The sequence below is a fragment of the Mesorhizobium sp. CNPSo 4671 genome (assembly GCF_057784245.1).
Genome location: NZ_JBWLUW010000010.1, coordinates 124,797 through 151,555 on the forward strand (window position 1 = coordinate 124,797; position 26,759 = coordinate 151,555).

Genomic DNA, 26,759 nt, shown 5'->3' on the forward strand with positions numbered 1-26,759 from the left:
CAATAACAACAACAAGAATGGTCGCCATCGCCGCAATGGGAGAATTTGGAAATGAAAGACAACAACCCGGCGCACCAGAAGGTCTTCGAGGAACTCGTCACGGCAACGAAGATACTTCTGAACGAAGGCATCCTGGATACGTTCGGGCACATCAGTGCCCGTGACCCCGAGGATCCCGAGAGCTTCTTCCTGGCGCAGAAGCTGGCTCCAAGCCTGATAACGGTTGGGGATATCCAGCGTTTCAACCTCGACGGCGAGACCTCGGACAACCGGCCATCCTATCTGGAGCGCTATATCCACAGCGAGATCTACAAGGCACGGCCCGACGTCCAGTGCGTGCTCCACAGCCATTCGCCGGCTGTCCTGCCCTATTGCTTCACCGACCAGCCGCTGCGGCCCGTGACCCATATGGGGGCTTTCCTCGGCGACGCCGTCCCGGTCTACGAGATACGCGACAAGCAGGGAGACGATACCGATCTCTTTGGCGGCAGCCGGAGCGTCTGTGCGGACATCGCTGAAAGCCTCAGGAACTATCCCGTCGTGCTCATGGCACGCCACGGCGTCGTCAATGTCGGCAGTTCCGTCCGGCAGGTGGTGTTCCGGGCCTTCTATCTTGAGCAGGAGGCGGCAGCGCATACCGCCGGCCTGCGGATCGGCACGATCAAGTATCTGTCGCCGGGCGAAATCAAGGCCGCGGGAAATCTCGTCGGCGCCCAGATCGATCGTGGATGGGATCACTGGTCGCAGCGACTCAGGGAAGCAGGCTTGGCCTAGGGTCCGCCGGCGTTTGAACATACCGGGAAGACCTTGGTCCTGGCCCAGGTTTTCCAGACTCGATCGCAATGGGTTCCCTGACGCCACGGCGTCGGACGAAGGCAATGAAACGCACCATGCCGCATGCTGAAAGCTACGATTACATCATTGTTGGGGCCGGATCGGCCGGTTGTGTGCTCGCCAACCGGCTGAGCGCCGACCCGAAATGTTCGGTGCTGTTGCTGGAAGCCGGCGGCTGGGACCGCGATCCCATGATCCATATCCCGCTTGGCTGGGGCAAGATCCTGACCGAGCGTCGCCATGACTGGATGTATTTCTGCGAGCCGGAAGACAATGTCGGCGGACGCAGGGTCGAATGCGCGCGCGGCAAAGTTGTCGGCGGATCATCGTCGACCAACGCCATGGCCTATGTGCGGGGCAATCGCGGCGACTATGATCGTTGGGCAGCCACGGGGCTTTCCGACTGGTCCTATGACAAGGTGCTGCCGTACTTCCGCAAGCAGGAAAGCTGGGAAGGCGGCGAGAACCAGTTTCGCGGCGGCGCCGGTCCGGTCAGCACCCAGTTCTGCCGCTACAAGGACACGCTCATCGATGCCTTTGCGCAAGCCAGCGTGCAGGCGGGTTACGAGCAGACGAAAGATTACAATGGCGAGCGGCAGGAAGGGTTCGGCCGCCTCCAGATGACGATTTCAAAAGGCCGGCGCAGCTCGACCGCGACAGCCTATCTGCGGCCGGTGCTGAAGCGCCCCAACCTAACCGTCCTGACGGAAGCGAGCGCGACGAAGATCGTGCTGGAGGGTGCGCGCGCCACCGGCGTCACCATAAACCATCGCGGCGGCGAACGCACGGTTCTCGCCCGCAGGGAAGTGCTGCTTTCCGGCGGTGTGATCAACACGCCGCAACTCATGATGCTGTCGGGCATCGGGGCGCAGGACGAGCTTGCCGCGCACGGGATCCAGACGCGGGTCGACCTGCCGGCGGTCGGCAAGAACCTGCAGGATCACGTCTCGGTCATCCTCATGTACCGGCGCCGGGCTCCGGGCGGCCCTTTCCTGCGCAACATGCGTGCCGACCGGATCGGGCTCGATTTCGTCAAGACCTACCTCACGGGACGCGGTTTTTCCGGCGATGTGCCCGGCGGTGTTGTCGCCTTCCTGAAGAGCGGTCCGGCGCGGCCATTGCCGGATGTGCAACTGCTCTTCACGGCGGCGCCGCTCGCGGCATGGCCATATTTCAAGCCGTTCAAGGCGCCGTTTGCGGACGGTTTCGCAACGCGGATCGTGGCGACACAGCCTGAAAGCCGCGGAGCGGTGAAACTGGCGTCGGCCGATCCTTCCGCCGCGCCCCTGATCCACCAGAATTTCCTCGCGTCGCCGAAGGATTGGGAGTCGCTGCGGGCCGGCTTCCGGGTGGCGCGGGATCTCGCCGCGCAGCCCTCCATGCAGCCCTTCATCGAGGCCGAGTTTTTTCCCGGCCCGAAATGCCAGAGCGACGACGAGATCGACGAGCATATCCGCAAGACTTCCATCACCGTGCATCATCCGGCGGGGACCTGCCGGATGGGAGCCGATGAAGCCTCGGTCGTCGACCCGCAATTGCGCGTTCGCGGCGTCCAGGGTCTCAGAGTGGTGGACGCTTCCGTCATGCCCGACCTGGTCTGCGGAAACATCAATGCGGCGGTGATCATGATCGCCGAGAAAGCCGCCGACCTCATCGCCGGCTCAAAACAAAGCGGGACAATGCAATGATCCGACGTATCGCCATCATCGGTATGGGTACGATGGGGCCGGGCATGGCCGCCCGGCTCGCCAGAGGCGGCTTGCAGGTCGTCGCCTACGATGTTGCCCCGGCAGCGATCGAGCGCGCGCGATCCATGTTGGGCGTGGCCGAGACCGTTTTGGACGCCCTGGGCATCGCGCCGCCGTCGACCGGCGCTGGAGCGGTCCGCTTCACCGATGATATCGGCGATGCGGTATCGGGGGCCGACCTCGTCATCGAGAACGTCCCTGAAAACATTTCGGTCAAGGCCGATGTCTATCGCGCGATCGACGGCCTGATCGCCTCGGACACGATCGTCGCCTCCGACACGTCGGGTATCCCGATCACCAAGTTGCAGGCGCATATCTCGCATCCCGAGCGGATGGTGGGCATGCACTGGTCGAACCCGCCGCACATCATCCCGATGATCGAGGTGATCGCCGGCGAGAACACCGCGCCGCAAACCGTGGCTGTCATCCGCGACCTGATCCGCTCGATCGGTTTGCTGCCGGTGGTGGTGAAGAAGGACGTTCCGGGCTTCGTCGAGAACCGCGTGCTCTATGCGTTGCTGCGCGAGGCGGTCGACCTTGTCGAGCGCGGCGTCATCGACCCGGAAGATCTCGACACCTGCGTGTCCTGGGGCATCGGCTACAAGATCGCCGTGATCGGGCCGATGGCGCTGCTCGATATGGCGGGGCTAGATATCTACAAATCCGTCTCCTCCTTCCTCAACGCGGATCTCTCCAATCGCGACGATGTCGCGCCCATGGTGCTGGAAAAGACCAACGCGTCGAAGTTCGGCATCAAGTCGGGCGAGGGCATGTTCTCCTACACGCCCGAGCAGACCAAGGCGCTGCAAGGCGAACGGGCGCGCAAGCTCGTTGCGGTGCGGCGTATCCTGGAGGGCCGGGAGTAGCCATGCGTATGGAACCCATTCGAGCAGCAGGCGGCCGGCCAGCACATATCCGCCACGACGACGATCTGATCTCCGTCAAAGGCGTTTCGGTGGTCATGGCCAAGCAGCTGGTTCTGCAGAATATCGATCTTTCGGTACCGAAAGGGTCGTTCGTCTCCCTTATCGGTCCTTCCGGCTGCGGCAAGAGCACCTTGCTCAAAGTCCTGGCCGGGCTTGTCAATCCGACGAGCGGCAGTGTTTCGATTGCCGGGCTTTCGCCGGTCGAGGCAGCGCGCAAGCGCATGATCGGCCTCGTCTTCCAAGACGCCAATTTGCTTCCCTGGAAGAACGCCGTCGACAACGCGTCGATGCTGCTCGGCATCGCCGACAAATCGCTTTCGCGCGCTGAGTTGCGGGCGCGCGGACAGCAGATGCTGGAACTGGTCGGGCTGGGCGACAGCGCCCACAAGCGTCCCCATGAATTGTCAGGCGGCATGCGCCAGCGCGTCGCCATCGCGCGGGCCCTGGCGCTCGATCCGGCGGTGCTGCTGATGGACGAGCCGTTCGGCGCGCTCGACGCCATCACCCGCGATTCGATGGGCCAGTCGCTGCTGGAGATCTGGCAGCGCACCGGCAAGACCATCGTGCTTGTCACCCATTCCATAGACGAAGCCATCCACCTGTCGCGCCATGTCCACGTGATGGGGATCAAGCCGGGGCGGATCACCGAGAGCCTCGACATTGGTCTGCCCTATCCGCGCGACCTGTCGGTGACGGAAGATCCGGAGTTCGTCAGGCTGGTGGTTCGGCTGCGGGTGATGCTGCGCGCCAGCCATCAACCGGGAGGCGCGTCATGAGCGATCAACCCATCACCAATCTCTCCGAGCCCCGGCCTGCCTCTAACTGGGCCGCGGCGACAGGCAGCTGGCTGCCGGCGGTCATCCTCCTGCTTGCGACGATCGTGGTGTGGGAAGCCGTGGTGCGGATTTTCGCCATCTCCGCCTTCATTATTCCTGCCCCGTCCGAGATTGCGCAATCGCTGGCCGCGCAATGGGCAACGCTGATGCAGGCGACGTTGGTGACGGCGGGCGAGATCCTGTTTGGATTCCTTGTCTCCGTCGTGGTCGGCATTGCCATCGCGCTGGTCATCGTGCGCTTCGACTGGCTGGGGCGAGCGCTCTATCCGCTGGTGGTGCTGTTCCAGAACGTACCCAAGGTGGCACTGGCGCCGATCTTCATCCTCTGGTTCGGCTACGGGCTCGCGCCCAAGATCGGCCTGATCCTGGTCATCGCCTTCTTCCCGGTGACCTTGTCGATGCTGGCGGGCATGCAGTCGGTCGATCGCTCGCTGCTGTCGCTGATGAATTCGGTCGGCGCCAGCCGCACGCAAATCCTGTTCAGGATTCGCGTTCCGCATTCGCTGCCCAACCTGATGGCCGGCACCAAGATCGCCGCGACGCTCAGCGTCATCGGCGCCATCGTCGGCGAATTCGCCGGCGCTTCTGACGGGCTCGGCTACGTCATCCAGTTCGCCTCGACCCAGCTCGACACCGCGCTGGTCTTCGCGGCCCTGCTCCTCGTTTCGGTGCTGGGCATCGCCTTCTACTACGCGGCCGAAATTCTCGAACGCATCGTCGTGCCGTGGGCGCCGAAATTCAGCCAGTCCTAGGTCCGCTCTCAACCAACGAAAAAGGGAACAAAAATGCTCAGACGCTCACTCATCAAGGCAGCCGCGCTTGCGGCGTGTGTCGGGACACTCGGCTTCTCGGGCGCGGCCCTGGCGGCCGACAAGGTCAACGTCCAGCTCGACTGGGTGGTGCGCGGCAACCACGCCATGTTCTTCGTCGGCAAGGAAAAGGGCTTCTTCGCCAAGAACGACATCGACGTGGCCGAAATCCGCAAGGGGTCCGGCTCGCCGGACGCCATGCGGCTGGTGGGCAATGGGAACGCGGATTTCGGCTTCGGCGACCTTCCCACGCTCGCCGTAGCGCGGTCGCAGAATGTCCCGGTGGTGGCGCTTGCCGCCGTCAACCAGCACTCGCCGCTGGCGATCATCTCGCTGGCCAAGACGATGAAGCTCGCCAAGCCGGCGGATCTCAAGGGTCTCACCATCGGCATTCATCCGGCCGGTTCGACCTACATCTTCTTCAAGGGCTTCCTGGCGGCCAATGGCCTGACCGAGAAGGACATGACGCTGAACAGCGTCTCGCCGCCCTATGAAAGCTATCTGCTTCTGGGCCGGGTCCAGACGGTGGTCGGCTATGTCGACGCCGAGGTCCCCGAACTGGAGGCCAAGGCGGGCGGTCCCGGTTCGCTCAGCATCATGATGGGCTCGGACCATGGTTGGAAGGCCTATGGCTCCGGCCTGTTCACCTCGCAGACAATGATCAAGGACAAGCCCGAAATCGTCGCCCGCTTCGTCAAGGCGTATAGGGAAGCCTTCGACTATGTCGTCGCGCACCCTGAGGAGGCTGCCGAGATCACCGCCAAGGCCGCACCCGGCTACGCCGGCAAGAAGGATGTGCTTTTGGCGCAGATCAACGCCGACATCGCGTCGACCTTCACCAGCCCGGACACCAAGGAACACGGCCTTGGCTGGATGACGAAGACGCAGTGGGAAGAAACGCTGAAGACGCTCACCGACCAGGGCGTGCTCAAGACGGCTCTCTCGGCGGACGACGTCTTCACCGACAAATTCCTGGCCAAGGAGTAGGTCGCGCCATGTCGCGGGCCAAGGGATCGATGAGCGCCTATCGGCACGCGAGCCGGTCCCGCTCCACGCCGCAGGACACGGCGCGCGCTCCCTTGGCCGCGTCGCTGCGGTCGAGCGTGATCTGCACCCGCGTGGCATATGCGCGGCCCGACAGGCCGCACCACAGCCGCTCGACCGGCAGGTTCTCGCGCTTGTCGTTGAGGATCGTGAACGTGCCGGTCTTGGCATCGAACCAGAGCTCGACACGGGCGCTCTTCCCCGGCTCGACCGTCGCGATCCCGGCCGAATACCAGTGGGCGAAGTCGGCATTGCAGGACAGCCCTTCATTGCCCGCATTCGAAATCGTCAACGGCACCATGGCGAGCCCGTCGGTGCCCTTGCGGACGATGACCTGGTGCAACTCGACCGCGTTGGCGAAGGGTGTGAACGCCAGCATCACCGGAAGGACATAACGAATCTTCACTTTGCCCGATCTCCATGGGTAGATTTTCATCGGGCAGTCTATCTCGCTTTTGCGCAATAACAATAAGAATATTGATTGGAAAATCAAACAGAGAGGGTAACATGTTAAAGATTCTTAAGAGCAGTGTAAGTGCAGTTATACTGAGCGGCGTCTTGCTGAGCGGTGCGTTTGCCGGCGAAGTCAAGTCGATCGCCATCCTGACGCCCGAAGAAGGCACCGATTACGGCTGGAACCAGCAGGGCATCGATGCCGCCAAGGCGGCGGGCAAGGCCGCCGGCGTCGAAGTGGTCGTGGCCCAGGGCCTCGGCTACGGCGATGTTCGCCCGACCTTGCGCGAGCTTGCGTCGGACGGCGCCAGCCTGCTGATCGCCCACGCCAGCGGCTACAACACCTCGGCGCCTGAAATCGCCAAGGAATTGAAGGTTCCGGTGGCGATCGTCGATACGCCGAACGGCCTGGAGAAGGGTCTCGTCGCCGACTACACGCTGAGCGGTCACCAGGGCGCCTATCTCGCCGGCCGTCTCGCCGCCAAGATGTCGCGTTCCAAGTCCGTCGGCATCGTCGTCTCGGGCGAACCCCCGTCGTGGAATTCGCAGTCGGCGGCGTTCGCGCAAGGCGTGAAGGCGGAGAACCCGGACGTCAAGATCACCTATGCGGTGATCGGACCCGCCGCCTACAGCGACGCGGCCGGCGGCAAGCGCGTCACCGAAAGCGTGATCGCGTCGGGTGCCGACATCATCTTCGGCCAGGGCAACGGTTCGAGCTTCGGCATGCTGCAGGCAGTCGAAACGACCAAGGCAGCGGATGGCGGCAAGGTCTATTTCATCGACGTCATCGGTGACAAGTCGCCGATCGACAAGGGCTTCCTGCTGTCGTCGGTGGTGTGGAACATCGAACCCGTCTACGCGGCGATGATCGCCGACCTGAAGGCCGACACGTTCGGCACCAAGCACTATACGATCGGCCTCAAGGACGACTCGGTGAAGCTGCTGAAAACCGCTGCCATTCCGGACAATGTCTGGACGGAAATCCAGGCACTGCGCGAAGACGTCATTTCCGGCAAGATCAAGGTCGATCCGGTCTATGACGCGGCCGCCGTCAGGGCATTGATGACCAGCGTCGCCCAGTAAGGCGATCACGGTCGGCTGCCGGAGGGGTGAACCGTTCACCTCTCCGGCCGATTACCATTTTTTGGTGTTGGGCTTTCATGAGCAGTTCTTCTTCATCGTCCGTTGCCGGGCGCGACATCGTCGCGCTTGAAGGCGTGACCAAACGGTTTCCCGGGATCGTCGCCAATGACAGTGTCGATCTGTCGATCCGCCCTGGCGAGGTGCATGTTCTGCTGGGCGAGAACGGTGCCGGAAAATCGACATTGATCGGCATGCTGTCGGGGCTGCAGCAGCCGGACGAAGGGCGCATACTGGTCGACGGCAAGCCGACGCCGATCACCTCGCCGCGCCATGCGCTGGCGCTGGGCATCGGCACCGTCTTCCAGCACATGATGCTGGTGCCGACGCTGACGGTGGCGGAAAACCTGTTGCTTGGCGGACCCTGGTGGCAACGCCCCAGGACCGAGGAGCTTGAGGCGCGCGTCGCCGAGATCACCCGCAGCCTCGGCATCACGGTGAAGCTGCATGCCAAGGTATCGGAGCTTTCGCTCGGCGAGCAGCAGCAGGTCGAAATCCTGCGCGCGATGGTGCGCAACAGCCGATTGCTGATCCTCGACGAATCCACCTCCATGCTGACGCCGAAAGGCATCGACGAACTGGGCGCGCTGATGCGCCGCCTTGTCGAGCAGGGCCTGGCGATCGTCTTCATCACCCACAAGCTCAAGGAGGCGGCGGCCTTTGGCGACCGCATCTCGGTGCTGAAGCTCGGCCGCAAGGTCGGCGAGATCCCACCCGAGCGGTTTCGCGCACTGGGCGAACAGGCGATCATTTCGGAGATCGTGGAATTGATGTTCGGCAAGCAGAAGGACGATCCGGAAGCTGTCGAGCGCCCGGTCCGTACAGTCCGCACCGCTGCTGCTCCACTGCTTCAGGTCGCTGATCTGGCGGTCGCGCCGACGGACAATGCGCCCGGCCTGTCGTCGATCTCCTTCGACATCCGCCCGGGCGAGATCCTGGGCATCGCCGGCATCGATGGCAACGGCCAGAAGCAACTGGCGGAAGCGCTGGCCGGCCAGCGCGCCGCGACCAGCGGTTCGGTGCGGCTGGAGGGCACCGCCATCGAGGCACTGAGTGTCGGCGAACGCCGCAAGCGCGGCCTTCGCTACCTGACCGATGACCGGTTGGGCGAAGGCACGGTCGGCACTTTCCCGGTGTCGATCAACTTCTTCCTCAAGCAGGTTGGCGCTGCGCCCTTCTGGCGCGGCGGCGTCGAGCAGCGCGGCGAGATCGACAAGCGTGCCGCTGAACTCGTGCGCGAATACGATGTGCGCACGCCAAGCCTGAAGACCCCGGTCGCCCGGCTGTCAGGCGGCAACATCCAGAAGGTGCTTCTGGCACGCGAACTGGCTGAGGGTGCCAAGGCGGTGATCTTCAACAAGCCGACCTATGGGCTCGATCTCGCCAACACATTGGCGTCGCGCCAGCGCATCCGCGATACGGCGGCCCGCGGCCTTGCCGTGCTCTTGATCTCCACCGACCTCGAGGAGTTGCTCAGCATGTGTGACCGCGTCGCCGTCATCGCCAACGGAGCGCTGGTCGGCACCGTCGAGAACACCGACGACGCCCGCACCAGGATCGGCCGCCTGATGATCGGACTTGCCGCATGAGCATCGACACCGCACCCACGGCCAGTGCCACCGCACTCGACGCAACGAGCGCGGCGGCGGCGCGTCGCGACATCCTGCATCGGTTGCTGATGACGCTCGGCCCGATCCTCATCGCTCTCGTCATAGCCGGCTGCATCCTGCTTGCCGTCGGCGTCGACCCGCTCGCCTATTACGGCTTCGTGCTGGAGAAAGGACTGTTCTCCCCGCTCGGCATCCAGCAGACGCTGACGCGGATGGCGCCGTTGCTGTTTCTCGCCGCCGGCCTGATCGTGGCCTTTCGCGCCGGCATGTGGAATCTCGGCGGCGACGGCCAGTTCCTGCTTGGCGCGGTGACGGCGGCGGCCAGCGCTCCGGTGTTGGTGGAGATCTTGCCGGCTTGGCTGGCGCTCATCTGCTCGTTCCTGATCGCCATGGTCGTGGCCATGATCTGGTCGCTGGTGCCGGCCTTGCTGCGCGCCTATCAGGGCGTCAACGAGATTATCACCACACTGATGATGACGTTCCTCGGCACCTCGCTCGCCAATGTCCTGGTCAAGCTGGCATTTCGCGACCCCACCACGACGGTGCCGCAGACCCGCACGTTGCCGGTCGAGGACCGGCTGCCGCGCCTGTTCGATACGACCATCACCAGCGGCCTGCTGCTTGGGTTGGCGGCGATCATCATCGTGCATCTGGTGATGACGCGCACGGCGTTCGGCCTGAAGTTGCGGATCGTCGGCGCCAATCCGCGCGCGGCGGTCCATTCGGGGCTGGGCGTGCCCGGCCTGACCGTCGCTGTCTTCGCCATTTCAGCGGGGCTCGCCGGCCTGGCCGGCGCCGTCGATATCATCGGTGTGCAAGGCAATGTCCGCGCCGACTGGAATCCCGCCTACGGGCTTGCCGTCATTCCGGCGGTGTTTCTCGCCCGCATGAACGGCTTTGCAGCCATCGGCTTCGTGTTCCTGCTCTCGGTGCTGTCGATCGGCGGCGAGAGCGCGGCGCGGCGGCTCGGCGTGCCCAATCATTTCACCCTGGTGCTGGTTTCCATCGTGCTGATCGTGCTCGCTCTCGCCGAATATTTCGACCACCGATACAACCAGTCGCGGAGGGCTTGAGGCATGACCGGGCTCTTCAGCGAAGTCTTTCTCAGCGCGTTGCTGTTCGGCGCCGTTACCGCGGCGATCCCGCTGCTTTTGGCCGGCCTCGGCGAGCAGATGTCGGAGAAAGCCGGCGTGCTCAACATCGGCATCGAAGGCATGATGCTGGCCGGCGCCTATCTTGGCTTTGTCGGCGCCTTCTATTCCGGGTCGCTATGGTTGGGGTTCCTTACCGGTGCCGCCGGCGGCGTCGCGGTGGCGCTGGTCATGGCGCTGCTGTGCGTGCGCATCGGGCTGAACCAGATCGTCATCGGCATCGCGCTGACGCTCGGTCTTGAAGGCCTGACCGCGCTGCTTCATCATTTTCAGTTCTCGCGCAGCTATCCCCGCCTGCCGGCGGCGGACGCCACCGTCATTCCGCTGCTGTCGGATATCCCTGTCATCGGGCCCGCCTTCTTCAAGCATCATTTGATCGTCTATCTGGCGGTCGCGCTGGTGTTCGGCATGGGCTACCTCTATCGGCGCACGCAGCTCGGCCTCAATTTGCAGGCGGCGGGCGACAAGCCGGCCGCGCTCGACGTCGCCGGTATCGACGTCATCAGGACCCGCACCATCGCGGTACTCACGACCGGCGCGCTGGCCGGGCTCGGCGGAGCCTATCTCGCCAATGTCGGGGCCGGCCTGTTCATTCCGTTCATCACCAACGGCGCCGGCTTCCTCGGCATCGTGCTGGCCATGCTGGCGCGCGGCCGTCCGGTCTGGGTGCTGTTCGGCGCCTTGCTGTTCGGCGTGTGCCTGTCGCTGACCACGGCCATGCAGGTGGCCGGCATCAACATACCGACCGACATCACCCAGATGCTGCCGTTCCTGGCGGTGATGATCATGCTGGTGCTGTTCGGCCGGCGCGCCAGCCTGCCGGCGGCACTTGGCATTCCATACGAGCGCGGCGCGCGCTGACAACAACTCATGCGCGGAAGGGAACCGCGCCAAAACAGGAGGCAAGAATGTCGGATACCAAAGTCTACCTGCTCGACGGCGGCTCGCTCGTTCTCGACGGCTATCATGTGTTCTGGAACCGCGGCCCGGGCGGCGAAGTGCGCTTCCCCGTCTACTCGATCCTGATCGAGCATGCCGAGGGCCGCTTCCTGATCGACACCGGCTACGACTACGATCACGTCATGAAGGTGCTGCCCTTCGAAAAGCCGATCCAGGAGAAGCACCAGACCATCCCAGGCGCGCTTGGCCTGCTCGGCCTTGAGCCCAGGGATATCGACGTCGTCGTCAATTCGCATTTCCATTTCGACCATTGCGGCGGCAACAAGTATTTTCCGCATGCCAAGAAGATCTGCCACCGGACCGAGGTGCCGCAGGCCTGCAATCCGCAGCCTTTCGAACATCTCGGTTATTCCGACCTGAGCTTCTCGGCGGAGGCTGCCGAAGCGCGTGGCGCGACCGCGCAGCTGCTGGAAGGTACGACGCGCGCCAACTCGACCTTCGAAGGCGTCGACGGCGACATCGATCTCGCCAAGGGCGTCAAGCTGATCTCGACGCCGGGCCATTCGATCGGCCACTACAGCCTGCTGGTCGAGTTCCCCAAGCGCAAGCCGATCATGTTCACCATCGACGCCGCTTACACACAGAAGAGCCTTGAAACGCTGTGCCAGGCGGCTTTCCACATCGACCCGGTGGCGGGCGTCAATTCGATGCGCAAGGTGAAGAAGCTGGCCGAGGACCACGATGCCGAGCTGATGTACTCGCACGACATGGACAACTTCAAGACCTACAGGACCGGCACGCAGTTCTACGGCTGACCGGCCGCCAATCCGGAGACAAGACCATGCGCTATTCCGAACATGCCGATCCGGTCATCACTCTGACCGCGGGCCCGGTGAATGCCTATCCCGAAGTGCTGCGCGGCCTCGGTCGTACGGTGCTCTATGACTACGATCCGGCGTTTCAGCTCTTCTACGAGGGTGTGGTCGACAAGGCGCAGAAGGCGATGCGGCTGTCGAACAAGCCGGTCATCCTGCATGGCGAGCCGGTGCTCGGCCTCGAGGCGGCGGCGGCATCGCTGATCGCGCCCGACGACGTCGTGCTCAACCTTGCCTCGGGTGTTTACGGCAAAGGCTTTGGCTATTGGGCAAAACGGTACTCGCCGCATCTGCTCGAGATCGAAGTGCCCTACAATGAAGCGATCGATCCGCAGGCGGTCGCCGATATGCTCGAGGCGCATCCGGAAATCACCGTCGTTTCCGTCTGTCACCACGACACGCCGTCCGGCACCATCAATCCGATCGATGCCATCGGCGCGCTGGTTTCGGCGCATGGCGGTTATCTGATCGTCGACGCGGTCTCGTCCTTTGGCGGCATGAAGACCCATCCGCAGGATTGTAAGGCCGACATCTATGTCACCGGCCCCAACAAATGCCTGGGCGCGCCTCCCGGCCTCACCATGATGGGTGTCAGCGAGCGGGCCTGGGCCAAGATGAAGGCCAATCCCCTGGCGCCCCGCGCATCGATGCTGAGCATCGTCGACTGGGAAAATGCCTGGTCGAGGGACAGACCGTTTCCGTTCACGCCGTCGGTCTCTGAGATCAACGGGCTAGACGTCGCGCTCGACCTCTATCTCAATGAGGGACCGGAGGCGGTGTGGGCGCGTCATGCGCTCACCGCCAGGGCCATGCGCGCGGGCGTCACCGCGATGGGGCTGTCGATCTGGGCCGCCAGCGACAGCATCGCGTCGCCAACCACGACCGCCGTCCGCACCCCCGAAGGTGTCGACGAGAAGGCGCTTCGCCAGGCCGCGCGCGCCCGCTACGGCGTGGTGTTTTCGTCGGGCCGCGGTGAGACATTGGGGAAGCTGACGCGCATCGGCCATATGGGGCCAACCGCCCAGCCGATCTATGCGATCGCCGCACTCACGGCACTTGGCGGCGCCCTGAACGCAACCGGGCAGAAACTTGCAATCGGCAAAGGCATCGAGGCGGCGCTGGCCGTTATCGACGCCGACGCCTGAACCGACATACCAGATCACGGATTGAGGGAGTATTTTCATGACTGAACGGCTTGCGGGAAAAACGGCCCTGGTTACAGGCGCCGCACAGGGTATCGGCAAGGCAATCGCCGCGCGGCTTGCCGCCGACGGGGCGACCGTCATCGTCAGCGACATCAATGCCGAAGGCGCCAAGGCTGCCGCCGCGGCGATCGGCGGAAAGGCGAGGGCGATCGCCGCCGACATTTCCGATCCGGCCTCGGTCAAGGCGCTCTTCGCCGAAATCCAGGCCCTGACCGGTGGTATCGATATCCTGGTGAACAATGCCAGCATCGTGCCGTTCGTCGCCTGGGACGACGTCGATCTCGACCATTGGCGCAAGATCATCGACGTCAATCTGACAGGCACCTTCATCGTCACCCGCGCCGGCACGGACCAGATGCGTGCGGCAGGCAAGGCCGGGCGGGTGATCAGCATCGCCTCCAACACCTTCTTTGCCGGCACACCGAACATGGCGGCCTATGTCGCGGCCAAGGGTGGCGTCATCGGCTTCACCCGGGCGCTGGCCACCGAACTCGGCAAATACAACATCACGGCGAACGCGGTGACGCCCGGCCTGATCGAGAGCGACGGCGTCAAGGCGAGCCCGCACAACGAGGCGTTCGGCTTCGTCGAAATGCTGCAGGCGATGAAGGGCAAAGGCCAGCCGGAGCATATTGCCGATGTGGTTTCGTTCCTGGCCTCCGACGATGCGCGCTGGATCACCGGCCAGACGCTGAATGTAGACGCCGGGATGGTCAGGCACTAAGTCAGATAGTGACTGCTCAGCCCCGCAATGCAACCGGCGGCCGTACTATGGCCGCCCTTCGCACTTGCCGGGTCAGGCTGCGTATCTGGCAATGACGCCGGGCTGCCTCGACCACTGGGCATACCAGCTGTCGAACAGCTTGAGCTGAGCCTCGGCATAGCCGCGCTGGCTGTCGGTCAGGGCATCCGTCTCGTTGAAGTGCAGCTTGTATTCGGGAGCGCCCTTCAGCACCATCATGTGCTTGAAATAGAGCACCAGGTCGGGACCTTCGTCGAAGGAGGACAGCACGGCGAGCGCGGCGTCCAGCTCCAGCGCGCGCTGGCGGGCCTCGGCGTCGCCCTTGGCTGCCGCCTGGCTCAGCCCGACGAGGTGCAGAACCTCCTTCGGCAGCACGTTGCCGATGCCGGTGATGGCGCCGGACGCGCCGCAATTGACGAAACCGTGGAAGACGGCGGTGTCGACGCCGATCATAAGCGCCACTTCATCGTCGCGGCTGGTGATGTTCTCCGCCGCGTAGCGCAGGTCCGACGGGCCACCGAACTCCTTGAAGCCGACGAGGTTCGGATGTTCGGCGCGCAGCGCGAAGAACAGCTCCGCACGCGTCGCAAAGCCGTAATAGGGACTGTTGTAGATGACCGCCGGCAGGTCGGGTGCGGCCGCCAGGATTGCCTTGAAATGGTTGCGCTGCGCCGTCACCGACGGGCCGCGCGACAGGACGCGCGGGATCACCATCAGGCCGCGTGCGCCGACTTTCTGGGCGTGCGCCGCATGCGCCACGGCCTTGGCGGTGTTGACCGCGCCGGTTCCCACAATCACCGGCACGCCGGCCTTCACCAGGCGCTCGACGCCTTCCATGCGCTGCTCGTCGGTCAAGAGCGGCCAGTCACCCATCGAGCCGCAATAGACCACGGCCGACATGCCGGCCGCGATCAGCTCGCGTCCCTTGCGCACCAGCGCGTCGAAGTCAGGCTGGCGATCCTGCGTGCACGGGGTCATCAACGCCGGCATGGTGCCGGAAAAAACGTTAGAGGTCATTTCGGATTCTCCTTGAGGCTGGCACGCGGATTGACCAGTTTGTCCCGAAGCGGCATGGCTTGCCAAGCAAAATAGTCGTGGGCGCCAGGGATCAACGCAGGAACAACAATGCGCAGCAAAACCAGCATTCATGTCGTCGGCTGTCATGCCGAAGGCGAGGTCGGCGACGTCATCATTGGCGGCGTGTTGCCGCCGGCGGGCCGCACGATGATGGACAAGATGATCACGATGGAACGCGATCACGATCATATCAGGCGCATGCTGATCTGCGAGCCGCGCGGCAGCGTGGCGCGCCATGTCAATCTGCTGGTTCCCTCGACGCGCGAGGATTGCGCCGCCGGCGCCATCATCATGGAGCCGACGGAATACCCGCCGATGTCCGGCTCCAATACGATCTGCGTTGCCACCGTGCTGCTCGAGACCGGCATGGTGCCGATGCAGGAGCCCGAGACGCGCTTCAAGCTCGACATGCCGGGCGGCGTCATCGAGGTGCGCGCGCAATGCCGCGACGGCAAATGCGTCTCGATCACGTTCCGCAACGCGCCCGCCTTTGCCGAACGTCTCGACGCTGCCATCGAGGTTGAAGGGTTTGGCACGCTCATCGTCGACATCGCCTATGGCGGCATGTTCTACGCCATCGTCGACGCCAAGGCGCTCGGCTTCTCGGTCGCTCCCGACGAGGCGCGCGAGTTGGCGGTGGCCGGGGAAAAGATAAGGCGGGCCGCGCGCGAACAGCTCGATGTCGTCCATCCGGAGTTCGAGCATGTGCGCGGCGTGTCGATCGTGCAATTCGCCATGCCGTTCCAGGGGCCGGGTAACGTCACGCGCAACACCTGCATCGTCTCGCCGGGACGCTCGGACCGCAGCCCGACTGGAACCGGAACGTCGGCCCGCATGGCCGTGCTGCAAGCCCGGGGCTTGATGGGCGTCGGCGACGTGCTGATCCATGAATCGATCATCGGCTCGCGCTTCACGGGCAGGATCGTGGAACTGACGGAAGTCGCAGGGCGCAAGGCGATCGTTCCGGAGATCACCGGCCGGGCCTGGATCACCGGCGAGCACAGCTACTATCTTGATCCGACCGATCCCTATCCCCAGGGCTACGTGCTGTCGGATACCTGGGGCACCTCCACTTCGGTGAAGCAGTAGGACTCGTCGCGCCTGGGACTCAAGCGGGCCGAGGCCGCGCCAGGATGAAATCGTGCTCGACGTCCCAGAAGGGATTGTCGAACGCATAATCCCTGGCGCGCGACGGATCGTCGATGCGTCTGAACTCTGCCAGCAGGCTCTCCTTCACCCCGAACACGGCATCCGAATTGATGTAGGGATCGTCCGGATCGAAAATGTGGGTGGTCAGCGTCTCGAAACCATCGGCCTTCAGAATGTAATGCAGGTGCGCCGGTCGGTAGGGATGGCGGCCAAGCGCATGCAGCAGCTTGCCGACCGTGCCGTCGTCGGGGATCGGGTAGAATTTCGGCTTCACCGCGCGGAACCAGTAGCGGCCGTCGGCGCCGGTGCGGAAGACACCGCGCAGATTGAAGTCGGGCTGGATGCCCTTCTGCTGCACGTCGTAGAACCCCTCGTCATTGGCCTGCCAGACGTCGAGCACTGCATCTGCGATCGGTCTGCCTTCGGTGTCGAGGATGCGGCCATGGATGAACATGTCCTCGCCCTTCTGGTCGAGGCAGATGTTGGCGCCCATCGGCAGTTCCGGTGCGTCGGCCAGATGGAATGGCCCGAGCACCGTCGATTCCGAAGCGCCCGAGGGCTTGCGGTTGTTGATGGCGTCGACCAGCATCGAAACGCCGAGCACATCCGACAACAGGATAAACTCCTGCCGCCATTCGGTGGAGAGCTGGCCTGTTTTGGTCAGGAACAGGATCGCCTCGAACCATTCCTCCTGCGTCGGCTCGATCTCCTTGACCGCCTCATGCAGTTTCCGCGTGATGACTTCCATAACCGCCTTCAGCCGTTCGCTCCTGGCGTTCTTGTTGCGGCCGGTGACGACCTCGACCGAATTCGCCTCGGTGAAGAAGCCCTTTTCGTGCGCTTCCATATCGCTCACCTGTCCAGAATTGATGTCAGGGCGCGGCGCAGATCCGCCGTCGGATCGCTGCTGATGGCGTCCTTGCGCCAGGCTACATGCTGGTCGGGCCGCACCAAAAGCCCGCCGCTGTCGCGGATCTCGCGGGCGCGCGCCCAGTCGCCGGAAAAGTCCTGCCAAGACTGGCGCGGGCCGATGAGATGCCCCGTAATGTCGATGCCCAATTCCTTGCCGACTGCCTTGGCCGCGTCGAGCCAGCCTTGGCCGCCAATGCCGGTCAGCACGGTGAATTTGCCGTGCCCGGTCAGATCGAGCGTCGAGACCTTGTCGCCTCGATCCGAATGCACCCAGACATGCGGCAGACGCGCGCCCGGCCAGGAGGTCGGCTGGTGGTGCAATTCGGCGTCTCTGTCGAAAGCCGGCTCCTGCTGGCCGTCGGTGACGATGGCATTCGACCTGTAGCGCTGGTTCATCTCGACGCCATGGGCGTCGAATTCATAGACTTTTGAAGCGATGGTTTCGCGTATCTTGGCGCGTTGCGCTTCGGCCGCCGGCGTGTCGTCGCAGCGCGCGTCCATATTGGACTGCATCTTCACCGGGTCGATGGAATCGAGCAGGCCAAGCGCCTTGAAGATCGGGCCGAATTCCTCGATCGACTTGTTGGCGCGGGTGACGATCTGCCTGGCGACCGGCGCGCGCTCCTGTGAATAGCTGTCGAGCAGTTTTGGGCCGGCCTTGCCCTTGACGACATGGGCAAGCTTCCAGGCGAGATTGAAACCGTCCTGGATCGATGTATTGGAGCCTAGCCCATTCGATGGCGGGTGGCGGTGGATGGCATCGCCCATGCAGAACACGCGGCCCTTGGAGGTCTCAGTGGCGTACATGTTGTTGACGGTCCAGGTCGATACGGACTGGATCTCGATTTCGAGCCCGGGATCGCCGACCAGATCACGCGCCACTTTTCTCGCGAAGGCCTCGTCGACCTTCGGTGCCGGTTGGTTGATGTCGTAGCCCCAGACGATCAGCCATTCGTTCCATGGCCGGATCATGCGCACCAGGCCCATGCCGATGCCGCCGACATCGGCACCCGGCTGCACCACCCAGTAGAGCACCGACGGCCGGTGGGCGACGTATTTCGACAGATCGGCCTTGAACAGGATGTTCATCGAGCCGCCAACGCCCATCTTGCCTTCGAAGGGCAGGCCGGCATGTTCGGCGACCAGCGAATTGCCGCCATCGGCGCCGATCAGATATTTCGAGCGGATGGTGATGTCCTTGCCGGTCAACCGGTCGCGACAGGTGGTGGTGACACCGTCGGCATCCTGGACATGGGAAAGGTATTCGGTCGACATCCTCGCTTGCGTGCCGCGCGAACAGGCGGTCTTGAACAGCAGTGGCTCCATGAAAGTCTGCGGCAAATCGTTCATATGCGAGGGCGAGGAAAGCAGATGCTCGGCGCGGGAGAGCGGGTGTTTGCCCCAGCTGCGCATGCGGCCGATCTCTTCGCCGGCGAGCGAGGTGCAGAAGACGTTCTCGCCCATCAGATCCTGTTCGGTGGCGTGCATATAGGCTTCCGCCTCGACCTCTTGGCCGAGGTCGCGCAACACCTCCATGGTGCGCTGGTTGGTGATGTGCGCGCGCGGCGTCGAGGCCAGCCAGCGATAGCGGTTGATGACCATGTTCTCGACGCCATAGGTCGAAAGCAAAGCTGCGGTGGCCGAGCCCGCTGGCCCGGTGCCGATGGTCAGCACGTCGGTGGAAATGTCAGCCATGCGGCCCTCCCTTTTTGGCTAATGGTACAGGTCCGCCGGTCAGCCGGCGGCGAACCGGAAAAAGCTGGATGCCGGTGCGCTCGGCGAACAGGCCCCAAAGGCCGCGCGGCGCAAACAGCATGATGACGATGCCGATCAGTCCGAGGATCAAGAGATACCAGGAGCCGTAATCGGCCAGCAGGGTCTGCAGGATGTAGAAGACGATGACGCCGACGATCGGACCTTCGATGGTGCCGATGCCGCCGATGACGACGATGAAGATGACATAGGCGGTCCAGTCGACGACGGAGAAGGCGGCGTCCGGTGAGATGCGGGCCTTCTGCACATAGATCAGCGCGCCGGCCAGCCCGGTGCCGAAAGCGGCCGCGAGATAGACCAGCGTCTTCATTCGCCGCGCGTCGACTCCGACCGAGCGCGCGGCCTCCTGGTTGTCGCGCACGGCGGCAAGTCCCAATCCTTGCTTCGAGCGCAGCAGGCGATAGACGAGGCCGATCGTGGCGATGGCAAGCAGCAGCGCCAGCCAGTAAGTCAGGATATCGCCGGCTTCGGACGATTTGACGCCGAACAGCCCGCCGACCAGTTTCAGTGCCGGCATGTCGCGTGTCGCTTCGCGCGGCAGCGAGGTGCCGGTGCCACCGCCCAGCGCCTTCCACTGCGCCAGCGCCAGCCGGACCACTTCGGCGATGACCCAGCTGCCGATGGCGAAGTAAGCACCCTGCAAGCGAAACAGGAAGAAGGCGGTCGGGATGGCAAGCAGGGCGCTGGCAATGCCGGCGAGCAGGATCGCGATCAGCGGGTCGAGCCCGGCGAGAATGACAAGGGCGAACATGGCGTAAGCGCCGAAGCCGATAAAGGCCTGCTGGCCGACCGAAACCAGTCCAGCATAGCCGGCGAGCAAGTTCCAGTTCTGCGCCAGCACCAGCATGGTGAGGATGAAGAACAGGTCCTGCAGCACGCTGCGCGAAGCGAAGAGCGGCGCGGCGAAAGCGAGCAGGATGAGGAGCGCGGCGACAATGGCGAATGTCGCCGATGCTTTGGTTCGGGTCTCGACTTTCCAGTGCGGGATTGTGACGTAGGTCATGGCGTTCAATCCACCGCACGCGGAAACAGGCCACGCGGCCTGACCAGCAGTACCAACAGGAAGGCCAGGTGCCCGGCCAGAATCTGCCATTCCGGATTGATCGCGGCGCCAAAGGTTTGGGCGATGCCGATGACGATGCCGCCGGCGAGCGTCCCCCACAGCGAGCCGAGACCGCCGATGATCACCGCCTCGAAAGCGTAGATCAGCCGCGCCGGGCCGATGGTCGGATCGAAATTGGCGCGCGTGCCGAGATAAAGCGCGGCGATCGTCACCACCACCATGGCGATGCCGGTGGCGGTGGCGAAAATCCGCTTTGGCCGGATGCCCATCAGCCCGGCCGTGACCGGATCGTCGGAGGTGGCGCGGAAGGCGCGACCGAGCGACGTGCGGTAGAACAACTGGTTCAGCCCGACAATCACCGCGATGGCCGAAGCCAGGGTCAACAGCGGCATGACGCCGACATTGATCGGGCCTATTGCCAGCGACGCCGATTCCAGTCCGCCAACCGAAATGCGTCGGCTGTCGGCGGTAAAACCTTCGAGCAGGCCATTCTGGATGACGATCGACAGGCCGAAGGTAACGAGCAACGGCGGTAATATGTCGGTGCCGAGCGTGCGGTTGAGCAAGAAGAATTGCAGTGCCCAGCCGATCGCGAACATCAGCGGCATTGCCACCAGGGCGGCGATAAACGGATTGAGGCCAAGGACAGAGGCCAGCACCAGGATCAGGAAGGCGGCGAGCACGATGAGGTCGCCATGCGCCAGATTGACCAGCCGCATGATGCCGAAGACGAGGCTCAAGCCCGCGGCGAATAAGGCGTAGAGACCGCCGAGCAGAATGCCCTGGATGATGGTGTCGAGCCACGCCATGTCAGGCCACCCCGAAATACGCAGCGTGGATCTTTTCGCGCGTCAGATCCGACGGCGCACCGGAGAGCGTGATGCGACCCTCCATCATGCAGTAGACGCGGTCGGCGACCATCAGCGCCTGGCCGATGTCCTGCTCGACCATGACGATCGAGGCGCCGGCGGCGCGGATGCGGGGGAAGGCGGCGTAGATATCCTTGATGACGACCGGCGCCAGGCCAAGGCTGATCTCGTCGCACAGCAGCACGCGCGGGTTGGACATCAGCGCGCGACCGATCGCCACCATCTGCTGCTGGCCGCCGGACAGCGCCGTGCCCGGATTGGCACGTCTCTCCCTCAGGATCGGGAATAGCGCGTAGACGGTGTCGAGACTCCAATGTCCTTCGACCGCGCGGCCATAGCGGCCAATGAGAAGGTTCTCCTCGACGCTGAGCGAGGGAAACAGTTTTCGCCCTTCGGGCACCATGGCAATGCCGCGCGCGACGATGTCGGGAGCGGGCAGGGCGCCGATCTTCTCGCCGACGAACAGCACCGCATCGGGCTGGTTGGCCAATATGCCTGATATCGAGCGCATCAGCGTCGTCTTGCCGGCGCCGTTGGCGCCGATGATGGCTATGGTCTCGCCCTGGTTCAGCGCGATGTCGACGCCGAACAGTGCCTGGAAGTCGCCATAGCGCGCGGTGAGGTTTCTGGTCTCGAGCAGCGCCATCAGACTTCGATCCCGAGATAGATCTCGCGGACCTCGCGCGACGCCATGACGGCATCGGGCGCGCCCATACCGATAACCCTGCCGAAATTGAGCACCAGCAGCCGTTCGACCACCGAGTTCAGCGCGTGCAGCACATGCTCGATCCAGATGATCGACATGCCACCTTTGTGGATGGTGCGGATGGTGTCGACCAGCATGCCGCATTCGCCTTCGGTCAGGCCGCCGGCGATTTCGTCCAGCAACAGCAGCCGCGGCTCGGTCGCAAGCGCGCGGGCAAGTTCCAGCCGCTTGCGCTGCAATAGGCTCAAGGTCCCCGCTGGATGATTGGCGCGGTCGATCAGTCCTGTCTCGACCAGGATCTCGGCGCAACGTTCACCGACCTCGGCTTCAGTCTTGCCTGCCCCGAAGGCACCGGCGACCAGCAGGTTCTCGAACACGGTCAGTTTCTCGAAGGGTTGCGGGATCTGGAAAGAGCGGCCGACGCCGGCAAGGCAACGTTGCATCGGCGGCAGTCGTGTCACCTCGCGGCCGTCGAAGACGATGGTGCCGGCATCGGCCGATATGTTGCCGGTGATCAGGTTGAACAGCGTCGACTTGCCGGCGCCGTTCGGGCCGATGATGCCCAGCGCCTCGCCCTCGCCAAGTTCGAACGAAACCGCGTCGGCGACCGTCAGTGCGCCGAAGCGTCTCGACACATTGGAGAGGGCGAGGATGGCCATGGCTAGCCGATGGCTTCCATCTTGCCGCCGGTCGGAATGTTCGGCGCGGTCTTGTTGTCGGTGATGACGAGGTCATAGCCGCCGCCGTCCTTCAGCCGCCACTGGCCGCCGACCAGCAGCGTCTTGGCGATATTCTTGGCGGCAAAGGGCGGCAGTTTGGCACCGTCCCAGGCGATCGGCCCGACCAGCGTGTCGAGCTTGGTTGCGGCAATCGCCGCCGCCACCTTGTCGCCGTCGCCGGCTTCACCCGCCCGCTTCATCACATCCACCGCGATCTCGAACAGCGCGTGGACAAAGCCGATCGGCTGCGTCCACTGCCGGCCGGTGGCCTTGGTGAAGCCATCAGCCACCTGCGCCGAGCTTTCTCCGGTCAACGACGATTTGAACGGGTGGTTGGGTGTCCACCAGACTTCCGACGACAGGTTGTGGCCGGACTTGCCGAGCGCCTCGACCGATTGCGGGAACAGCAGCGCCTTGCCGATCGAGGCCACCTTCGGCGCAAAACCCTGCTGCTTGGCCTGGTTCCAGAAAGTGGTGAAGTCGGGCGGGATCATCACGCCGGTGATGATTTCGCACGACGCGCCCTTGAAGGCGTTGATCTGCGCGGAAAAATCGTCGGTCAGGTTCTGGTAGCGGCCGGTATCGGTCAGCCCGTAGCCGCCCTTGGCCAGCACCGGCGGAAAGCCGACCGTGCCATCGCCCCAGGCATTGCCGTCACCATCATTGGGGAATAGCCCGCCCACCTTCTTGTTGGTCTCGACCTGCGCCCACATGTTGGTGAAGACGGCTATGACGTCTTCCAGCCCCCAGAAGAAATGATAGGCGTAGTTGAACGGCTTCCACGAAGCGGGATCGCCGGGATTGCCTTGCTGGCCGATGAACCAGGGCTGCCAGGGCGCCACGGTCGACAGGCACGGCACTTCCTCGGCCTCGCAGGTGGTGGCGACCGGATTGGTGGTCTCTGGCGTCGAGGCGACAAGCATCAGATTGACCTTGTCGTTGACGATCAATTCCTTGGCGACTTCCGCCGCGCGGTTGGGATTGGACTGGCTGTCCTTGACCACGACCTCGTAGTTGAGGCCGGCGGCCTTGGTGGCGGCCATAAAACCGTCGATGATGAATTTGTCGGCCTCGGCGAAGGCGGCGAGCGGGCCGGATTGCGGGCTGACATAGCCAAGCTTGATCGGCGCATTCTGCGCGATCGCCGGCATGGGCAGGCCGCCGGCAAGCAGGCCGGTGGCGGCCGTATTCCGGATGAATTCGCGTCTGGTAATCACTGTTGTTCCTCCCTGTGTTGCCGTCAGTCCTGCGGACGTCTTCCCTCCCACGCGTCCTGCAACAGGGCGCGGATTGCGGCGCGGTCGAAAGGCCGCGGGTTCCAGTACGGGTTCTTCGTCGCGATCTCGGCGGCGCGGTCGAGGTCGGCCTGCTTGAGGCCAAGCTCCTTCAGCGTCAGCGGTGCGTCGACGGACCCGGCAAAAGCGTGGAGACCGCCGCCGGCACTGCCGCCAAAGAGATCGGCGACCGGCTTGAGCAGTTCGGGCACGGCGACGGCGTTGAAGCCGATCGTGTGCGGCAGCATCACCGCATGGGTCTCGGCATGCGGCATGTCGAAGGAGCCGCCCAGCGTGTGGCAGATCTTGTGATGCAGCGCCATGCCGACTGTGCCGAGCACCGTGCCGCACAGCCAGGCGCCGTAGATTGCGTCGCCACGGGCATCGAGATTCCTGGGTTCTCTCACCAGAACGGGGAGAGCCGCCTTCAGGGCACGCAGTCCCTCGGTCGCCATCAGCGTCGAGATCGGATTGCGGTCCTGGGCGTAAAGCGCTTCCGCCGCGTGCGCCATGGCATTGAGACCAGAGGTGACGCTCATCGCGACCGGCAGGCCGATGGTCAACTCGGGATCATAGATCACCACTTCCGGCAGGATTTTCGCATCGCGCACCGTGGTCTTTTCGCCATGTTCGGTCTGGCCGAGGATCGGCGTCACTTCCGAGCCGGCATAGGTGGTCGGGATGACGATCTGCGGCAGGTCGGTGCAATACGCGATCGCCTTGCCGAGACCGGTGGTCGAGCCGCCGCCAAGCGCGACAACGCAGTCGGCCCTGACCTCGGCTGCCTTGCGCATGGCGGCTTCGGTCACCTCGACGGGCGTGTGCATGGCCGCGCCCGAAAAGGTCCCAGCGGCCAGCGATCCAAGCCGCTTCGCCAGCGCCTCGCCATCGCCCGCCTGATGCGGCGTCGACAGCACCAGCGCGCGTCTGCAGCCGAGCTTTTCGATCCAACTGCCGACCTGCGAGGCGGCGCCATTGCCGAAGATGATGTTTGCCGGGCTGCCGGAATAGGTGAACGTTCTTGTCATGCCGCCCCCTTGCGCGCCATCGCCATGACGAAGCTGTAGTCGAGCGACCAGCCGTCGCCAGTGCTAGAGCGCATGAAGTCACCGACCAGTTCCGGCTTGACGCCGAACAGCGCGTCCTGGTCGAGGCGCGGGTCGGCACGATCGAACACTTGCGTGGTCAATGTCTCGAAATTGTCAGCGCGTATGAGGAAGTGGATATGTGCAGGCCGGCTGAGCGGATAGTTCAGGCGGCCGAGCATCTGTCCGACAGGTCCATCGTCCGGCACGCCATAGCCGTCGGGCTTGACGGTGCGGTAGTGGAAGCGGCCGTCTCTGTCGGTGATGAAGACGCCACGCAGATTATATTCCGGCTGCAGGTCGGGCTGCTGGTTCTCGTAGAAACCTTGCGCGTTGGCTTGCCAGGTTTCGACCATTGCTCCCGCTATCGGCATGCCGTCGAGATCGGTCACCCGACCCGACACGATGAGCGGCGCGCCGGCGCGATCGAGCGAAATGTCGGCGCCGTGCGGCAGCCTTGGCGCATCGGGGCGATAGAAGGGACCGCGCCCGGTGTTGGGCGTCGCGCCGTTCGGGCGGCGGGAGTTGATGTCCTCGACAAGTGCTGTGACGCCGAGCAGGTCCGACAGCAGCACCCATTCTTGCCTTTTGTCGTCGCAGGCATGGCCGATTTCGGTGAGAAACGCGATTGCCTGCCGCCAGTCCGCCGCGGTCGGTCGGGTTTCCCTGACGATCTGATGGAGGTGGTCGACGACAACAGCGAGAAAACGCGGCAGCGGCCCGGCCTTCGCCTTGAGAAGGCGCTGGGCGACCATCTCGGCCGAGTTGGCCTCGCTGAATGGTGGGATACCGGTCTGTGACATGCTCCTCCCCGGTTTCATCTCACCTGGGAACATTAACGCGGGCCAAAGACAAAGATGATGATTTCTGCCCGATTTAATATACCATATCGTTATGAAGCTCGATGAGAGGCATTTGATTCAGCTGGCAGCGGTGGTGCAGGCGGGCGGCGTCACCGAAGGTGCGGCGCTCATCGGCCTGTCGCAGCCGGCCGTGTCGCGCACGCTGTCGATGCTGGAAAAGCGGCTGGGCGAACCGTTGTTTCTGAAAGGCCGCCGGCCGTTGCAGCCGACGCCACTCGGCAAGGCGCTTGCCGATCATGGCCAGGTGATGCTGACGGCCTCGCGCAAGGCCTCCGACATCGTCGCCAATTTCAGCCAGGGCCGTTCCGGCGTGGTGCGGGTTGGCGGCACGCCGTTTTTCATGGATGCGCTGATCTCCGGCATGATCGCCGACTTCCAGAATGCCTATCCCGATGTGCGCGTCGACCAGAGCTATGGCTATCTCACGGACCTGCGCGCCGCCATCAACGCCGACCGCATCGACCTTGCCGTTTGTCCGATCGACATACTGGAGGAAGGGTCAGGGATGGAGTTCCGCGAGATCCTGCCCGGCCGCAATGTCGTCGCCTGTCGCGCCACGCATCCATTGTTGCTGCGGCGCAAGCTCAAGACCGGCGACCTGCTCGACTATCCTTGGATCGCGCCGCCGCCGGGCAGCCCGCTGCTGGAAGATCTGCGCAGCCTGCTGTTGTCGCTCGGCGCCACCGAGATCAAAATCCGCTATTCCGGGGGATCGCTGACCAGCGCCGTCAACTACATGAAGGAGACTGATGCGCTGACCGTGCTGCCGCACAGTGTGGTCTTTGCCTTTCGCAAGGACAAGTCGATCACGGCGCTTCCCGTTGCCATTCCGCATCCCGAGCGGGCGCTCGGCCTGCTTCGGCGCGCCGACACGCCGCGCGCACCGGCCGTCGATGCCTTCGCCAAACACATCCGCCAGAGCTTCGACAACCTCAAGCATCTGATCAAGCGCCATGAGCAGGCGGTGGTCTGGGGCATGTAAACTGCATTCTTGCT

General features: G+C 63.9%; 26 protein-coding genes. 15 read left to right on the forward strand and 11 right to left on the reverse strand.

Annotated features, from left to right (window positions below; genetic code table 11):
* Positions 1-51 precede the first annotated feature (51 nt).
* From AC04SF_RS25780 to AC04SF_RS25805, 6 genes are all read left to right on the forward strand, one after another.
* Positions 52-774: a class II aldolase/adducin family protein gene (locus tag AC04SF_RS25780; protein WP_488480069.1), complete on the forward strand. Its 723-nt coding sequence runs from the start codon at positions 52-54 to the stop codon at positions 772-774.
* A gap of 116 nt (positions 775-890) precedes the next feature.
* Complete coding sequence (locus AC04SF_RS25785; RefSeq protein WP_488480197.1) at positions 891-2,522, forward strand: GMC family oxidoreductase; 1,632 nt, start codon at positions 891-893, stop codon at positions 2,520-2,522.
* Positions 2,519-3,448, forward strand: a complete 930-nt coding sequence (fhmpcd1, locus tag AC04SF_RS25790) for a 5-formyl-3-hydroxy-2-methylpyridine 4-carboxylate 5-dehydrogenase (protein WP_096454332.1) — start codon at positions 2,519-2,521, stop codon at positions 3,446-3,448. The genes AC04SF_RS25785 and fhmpcd1 overlap by 4 nt, the downstream gene beginning before the upstream one ends.
* A 2-nt stretch (positions 3,449-3,450) precedes the next feature.
* Positions 3,451-4,284 (forward strand): ABC transporter ATP-binding protein, encoded by an 834-nt coding sequence (locus AC04SF_RS25795; protein ID WP_488480070.1) that lies wholly within the window; start codon positions 3,451-3,453, stop codon positions 4,282-4,284.
* A complete protein-coding gene (locus AC04SF_RS25800; protein ID WP_488480071.1) occupies positions 4,281-5,096 on the forward strand; it encodes an ABC transporter permease in 816 nt (271 codons plus the stop codon). The genes AC04SF_RS25795 and AC04SF_RS25800 overlap by 4 nt, the downstream gene beginning before the upstream one ends.
* A gap of 33 nt (positions 5,097-5,129) precedes the next feature.
* Positions 5,130-6,140, forward strand: a complete 1,011-nt coding sequence (locus AC04SF_RS25805; RefSeq protein ID WP_488480072.1) for an ABC transporter substrate-binding protein — start codon at positions 5,130-5,132, stop codon at positions 6,138-6,140.
* Positions 6,141-6,177: 37 nt separating this feature from the next.
* On the opposite strand, the gene AC04SF_RS25810 is transcribed toward AC04SF_RS25805, so the two are convergent.
* Positions 6,178-6,603, reverse strand: a complete 426-nt coding sequence (locus AC04SF_RS25810) for a hypothetical protein (protein ID WP_488480073.1) — start codon at positions 6,601-6,603, stop codon at positions 6,178-6,180.
* Positions 6,604-6,704: 101 nt separating this feature from the next.
* On the opposite strand from AC04SF_RS25810, the gene AC04SF_RS25815 reads away from it, so the two are divergent.
* From AC04SF_RS25815 to pldH, 7 genes are all read left to right on the forward strand, one after another.
* Positions 6,705-7,733, forward strand: coding sequence for a putative B6 ABC transporter substrate-binding protein (locus AC04SF_RS25815; protein ID WP_488480074.1), 1,029 nt, complete (start codon positions 6,705-6,707; stop codon positions 7,731-7,733).
* A gap of 77 nt (positions 7,734-7,810) precedes the next feature.
* Complete coding sequence (locus tag AC04SF_RS25820) at positions 7,811-9,379, forward strand: putative B6 ABC transporter ATP-binding protein (RefSeq protein ID WP_488480075.1); 1,569 nt, start codon at positions 7,811-7,813, stop codon at positions 9,377-9,379.
* Complete coding sequence (locus tag AC04SF_RS25825; RefSeq protein WP_488480076.1) at positions 9,376-10,473, forward strand: putative B6 ABC transporter permease subunit 2; 1,098 nt, start codon at positions 9,376-9,378, stop codon at positions 10,471-10,473. Before AC04SF_RS25820 ends, AC04SF_RS25825 begins: the two co-directional genes overlap by 4 nt.
* A 3-nt stretch (positions 10,474-10,476) precedes the next feature.
* Positions 10,477-11,412, forward strand: a complete 936-nt coding sequence (locus AC04SF_RS25830) for a putative B6 ABC transporter permease subunit 1 (protein ID WP_488480077.1) — start codon at positions 10,477-10,479, stop codon at positions 11,410-11,412.
* Between the two features lie 47 nt (positions 11,413-11,459).
* Positions 11,460-12,266, forward strand: coding sequence for a 4-pyridoxolactonase (gene pldA, locus AC04SF_RS25835; RefSeq protein ID WP_488480078.1), 807 nt, complete (start codon positions 11,460-11,462; stop codon positions 12,264-12,266).
* A gap of 26 nt (positions 12,267-12,292) precedes the next feature.
* Positions 12,293-13,471 carry a pyridoxamine--pyruvate transaminase gene (gene ppaT, locus AC04SF_RS25840; RefSeq protein WP_488480079.1) on the forward strand — a complete coding sequence of 393 codons (1,179 nt, stop codon included), beginning with the start codon at positions 12,293-12,295 and terminating at the stop codon, positions 13,469-13,471.
* Between the two features lie 37 nt (positions 13,472-13,508).
* Positions 13,509-14,255, forward strand: a complete 747-nt coding sequence (pldH, locus tag AC04SF_RS25845; RefSeq protein WP_475453134.1) for a pyridoxal 4-dehydrogenase, SDR-type — start codon at positions 13,509-13,511, stop codon at positions 14,253-14,255.
* 72 nt (positions 14,256-14,327) lie between these two features.
* Here pldH and AC04SF_RS25850 read toward each other — a convergent pair whose 3' ends face one another.
* Positions 14,328-15,290 carry a dihydrodipicolinate synthase family protein gene (locus tag AC04SF_RS25850; protein WP_488480080.1) on the reverse strand — a complete coding sequence of 321 codons (963 nt, stop codon included), beginning with the start codon at positions 15,288-15,290 and terminating at the stop codon, positions 14,328-14,330.
* A gap of 108 nt (positions 15,291-15,398) precedes the next feature.
* On the opposite strand from AC04SF_RS25850, the gene AC04SF_RS25855 reads away from it, so the two are divergent.
* Positions 15,399-16,439, forward strand: coding sequence for a proline racemase family protein (locus tag AC04SF_RS25855; RefSeq protein WP_488480081.1), 1,041 nt, complete (start codon positions 15,399-15,401; stop codon positions 16,437-16,439).
* A gap of 19 nt (positions 16,440-16,458) precedes the next feature.
* Here the strand turns inward: AC04SF_RS25855 and AC04SF_RS25860 are convergent, their stop codons facing one another.
* Genes AC04SF_RS25860 through AC04SF_RS25900 form a run of 9 tightly spaced genes read right to left on the reverse strand, consistent with a single transcriptional unit; the run spans position 16,459 to position 25,703 of the window.
* Positions 16,459-17,346: an intradiol ring-cleavage dioxygenase gene (locus AC04SF_RS25860; RefSeq protein ID WP_202351364.1), complete on the reverse strand. Its 888-nt coding sequence runs from the start codon at positions 17,344-17,346 to the stop codon at positions 16,459-16,461.
* A gap of 5 nt (positions 17,347-17,351) precedes the next feature.
* Entirely contained in the window at positions 17,352-19,106 is a 1,755-nt protein-coding gene (locus tag AC04SF_RS25865) for an FAD-dependent oxidoreductase (protein ID WP_488480082.1), read from the reverse strand.
* Positions 19,099-20,187, reverse strand: coding sequence for a branched-chain amino acid ABC transporter permease (locus AC04SF_RS25870; protein WP_488480083.1), 1,089 nt, complete (start codon positions 20,185-20,187; stop codon positions 19,099-19,101). The genes AC04SF_RS25865 and AC04SF_RS25870 overlap by 8 nt, the downstream gene beginning before the upstream one ends.
* A 5-nt stretch (positions 20,188-20,192) precedes the next feature.
* Positions 20,193-21,056, reverse strand: a complete 864-nt coding sequence (locus AC04SF_RS25875) for a branched-chain amino acid ABC transporter permease (RefSeq protein ID WP_488480084.1) — start codon at positions 21,054-21,056, stop codon at positions 20,193-20,195.
* A 1-nt stretch (position 21,057) separates the two neighbouring features.
* Positions 21,058-21,762, reverse strand: coding sequence for an ABC transporter ATP-binding protein (locus AC04SF_RS25880; RefSeq protein WP_488480085.1), 705 nt, complete (start codon positions 21,760-21,762; stop codon positions 21,058-21,060).
* Complete coding sequence (locus AC04SF_RS25885) at positions 21,762-22,481, reverse strand: ABC transporter ATP-binding protein (protein ID WP_488480086.1); 720 nt, start codon at positions 22,479-22,481, stop codon at positions 21,762-21,764. The genes AC04SF_RS25880 and AC04SF_RS25885 overlap by 1 nt, the downstream gene beginning before the upstream one ends.
* 2 nt (positions 22,482-22,483) lie before the next feature.
* Positions 22,484-23,758, reverse strand: coding sequence for an ABC transporter substrate-binding protein (locus AC04SF_RS25890; RefSeq protein ID WP_488480087.1), 1,275 nt, complete (start codon positions 23,756-23,758; stop codon positions 22,484-22,486).
* A gap of 23 nt (positions 23,759-23,781) precedes the next feature.
* The gene (locus AC04SF_RS25895; RefSeq protein WP_488480088.1) at positions 23,782-24,843 is read right to left on the reverse strand and encodes a maleylacetate reductase; all 1,062 of its coding nucleotides are present in this window, start codon (positions 24,841-24,843) and stop codon (positions 23,782-23,784) included.
* Positions 24,840-25,703, reverse strand: a complete 864-nt coding sequence (locus AC04SF_RS25900; RefSeq protein WP_488480089.1) for a dioxygenase family protein — start codon at positions 25,701-25,703, stop codon at positions 24,840-24,842. The genes AC04SF_RS25895 and AC04SF_RS25900 overlap by 4 nt, the downstream gene beginning before the upstream one ends.
* Before the next feature lie 91 nt (positions 25,704-25,794).
* On the opposite strand from AC04SF_RS25900, the gene AC04SF_RS25905 reads away from it, so the two are divergent.
* A complete protein-coding gene (locus tag AC04SF_RS25905; protein WP_488480090.1) occupies positions 25,795-26,745 on the forward strand; it encodes a LysR family transcriptional regulator in 951 nt (316 codons plus the stop codon).
* The last annotated feature ends 14 nt before the right edge of the window (positions 26,746-26,759 follow it).

Bases quoted from the DNA above. Each gene is read 5' to 3' on its own strand.
- AC04SF_RS25780 (WP_488480069.1), top strand. From the start codon at position 52: ATGAAAGACAACAACCCGGCGCACCAGAAGGTCTTCGAGGAACTCGTC.
- AC04SF_RS25785 (WP_488480197.1), top strand. From the start codon at position 891: ATGCCGCATGCTGAAAGCTACGATTACATCATTGTTGGGGCCGGATCG.
- fhmpcd1 (WP_096454332.1), top strand. From the start codon at position 2,519: ATGATCCGACGTATCGCCATCATCGGTATGGGTACGATGGGGCCGGGC.
- AC04SF_RS25795 (WP_488480070.1), top strand. From the start codon at position 3,451: ATGCGTATGGAACCCATTCGAGCAGCAGGCGGCCGGCCAGCACATATC.
- AC04SF_RS25800 (WP_488480071.1), top strand. From the start codon at position 4,281: ATGAGCGATCAACCCATCACCAATCTCTCCGAGCCCCGGCCTGCCTCT.
- AC04SF_RS25805 (WP_488480072.1), top strand. From the start codon at position 5,130: ATGCTCAGACGCTCACTCATCAAGGCAGCCGCGCTTGCGGCGTGTGTC.
- AC04SF_RS25815 (WP_488480074.1), top strand. From the start codon at position 6,705: ATGTTAAAGATTCTTAAGAGCAGTGTAAGTGCAGTTATACTGAGCGGC.
- AC04SF_RS25820 (WP_488480075.1), top strand. From the start codon at position 7,811: ATGAGCAGTTCTTCTTCATCGTCCGTTGCCGGGCGCGACATCGTCGCG.
- AC04SF_RS25825 (WP_488480076.1), top strand. From the start codon at position 9,376: ATGAGCATCGACACCGCACCCACGGCCAGTGCCACCGCACTCGACGCA.
- AC04SF_RS25830 (WP_488480077.1), top strand. From the start codon at position 10,477: ATGACCGGGCTCTTCAGCGAAGTCTTTCTCAGCGCGTTGCTGTTCGGC.
- pldA (WP_488480078.1), top strand. From the start codon at position 11,460: ATGTCGGATACCAAAGTCTACCTGCTCGACGGCGGCTCGCTCGTTCTC.
- ppaT (WP_488480079.1), top strand. From the start codon at position 12,293: ATGCGCTATTCCGAACATGCCGATCCGGTCATCACTCTGACCGCGGGC.
- pldH (WP_475453134.1), top strand. From the start codon at position 13,509: ATGACTGAACGGCTTGCGGGAAAAACGGCCCTGGTTACAGGCGCCGCA.
- AC04SF_RS25850 (WP_488480080.1), bottom strand. From the start codon at position 15,290: ATGACCTCTAACGTTTTTTCCGGCACCATGCCGGCGTTGATGACCCCG.
- AC04SF_RS25855 (WP_488480081.1), top strand. From the start codon at position 15,399: ATGCGCAGCAAAACCAGCATTCATGTCGTCGGCTGTCATGCCGAAGGC.
- AC04SF_RS25860 (WP_202351364.1), bottom strand. From the start codon at position 17,346: ATGGAAGCGCACGAAAAGGGCTTCTTCACCGAGGCGAATTCGGTCGAG.
- AC04SF_RS25865 (WP_488480082.1), bottom strand. From the start codon at position 19,106: ATGGCTGACATTTCCACCGACGTGCTGACCATCGGCACCGGGCCAGCG.
- AC04SF_RS25870 (WP_488480083.1), bottom strand. From the start codon at position 20,187: ATGACCTACGTCACAATCCCGCACTGGAAAGTCGAGACCCGAACCAAA.
- AC04SF_RS25875 (WP_488480084.1), bottom strand. From the start codon at position 21,056: ATGGCGTGGCTCGACACCATCATCCAGGGCATTCTGCTCGGCGGTCTC.
- AC04SF_RS25880 (WP_488480085.1), bottom strand. From the start codon at position 21,762: ATGGCGCTGCTCGAGACCAGAAACCTCACCGCGCGCTATGGCGACTTC.
- AC04SF_RS25885 (WP_488480086.1), bottom strand. From the start codon at position 22,481: ATGGCCATCCTCGCCCTCTCCAATGTGTCGAGACGCTTCGGCGCACTG.
- AC04SF_RS25895 (WP_488480088.1), bottom strand. From the start codon at position 24,843: ATGACAAGAACGTTCACCTATTCCGGCAGCCCGGCAAACATCATCTTC.
- AC04SF_RS25900 (WP_488480089.1), bottom strand. From the start codon at position 25,703: ATGTCACAGACCGGTATCCCACCATTCAGCGAGGCCAACTCGGCCGAG.
- AC04SF_RS25905 (WP_488480090.1), top strand. From the start codon at position 25,795: ATGAAGCTCGATGAGAGGCATTTGATTCAGCTGGCAGCGGTGGTGCAG.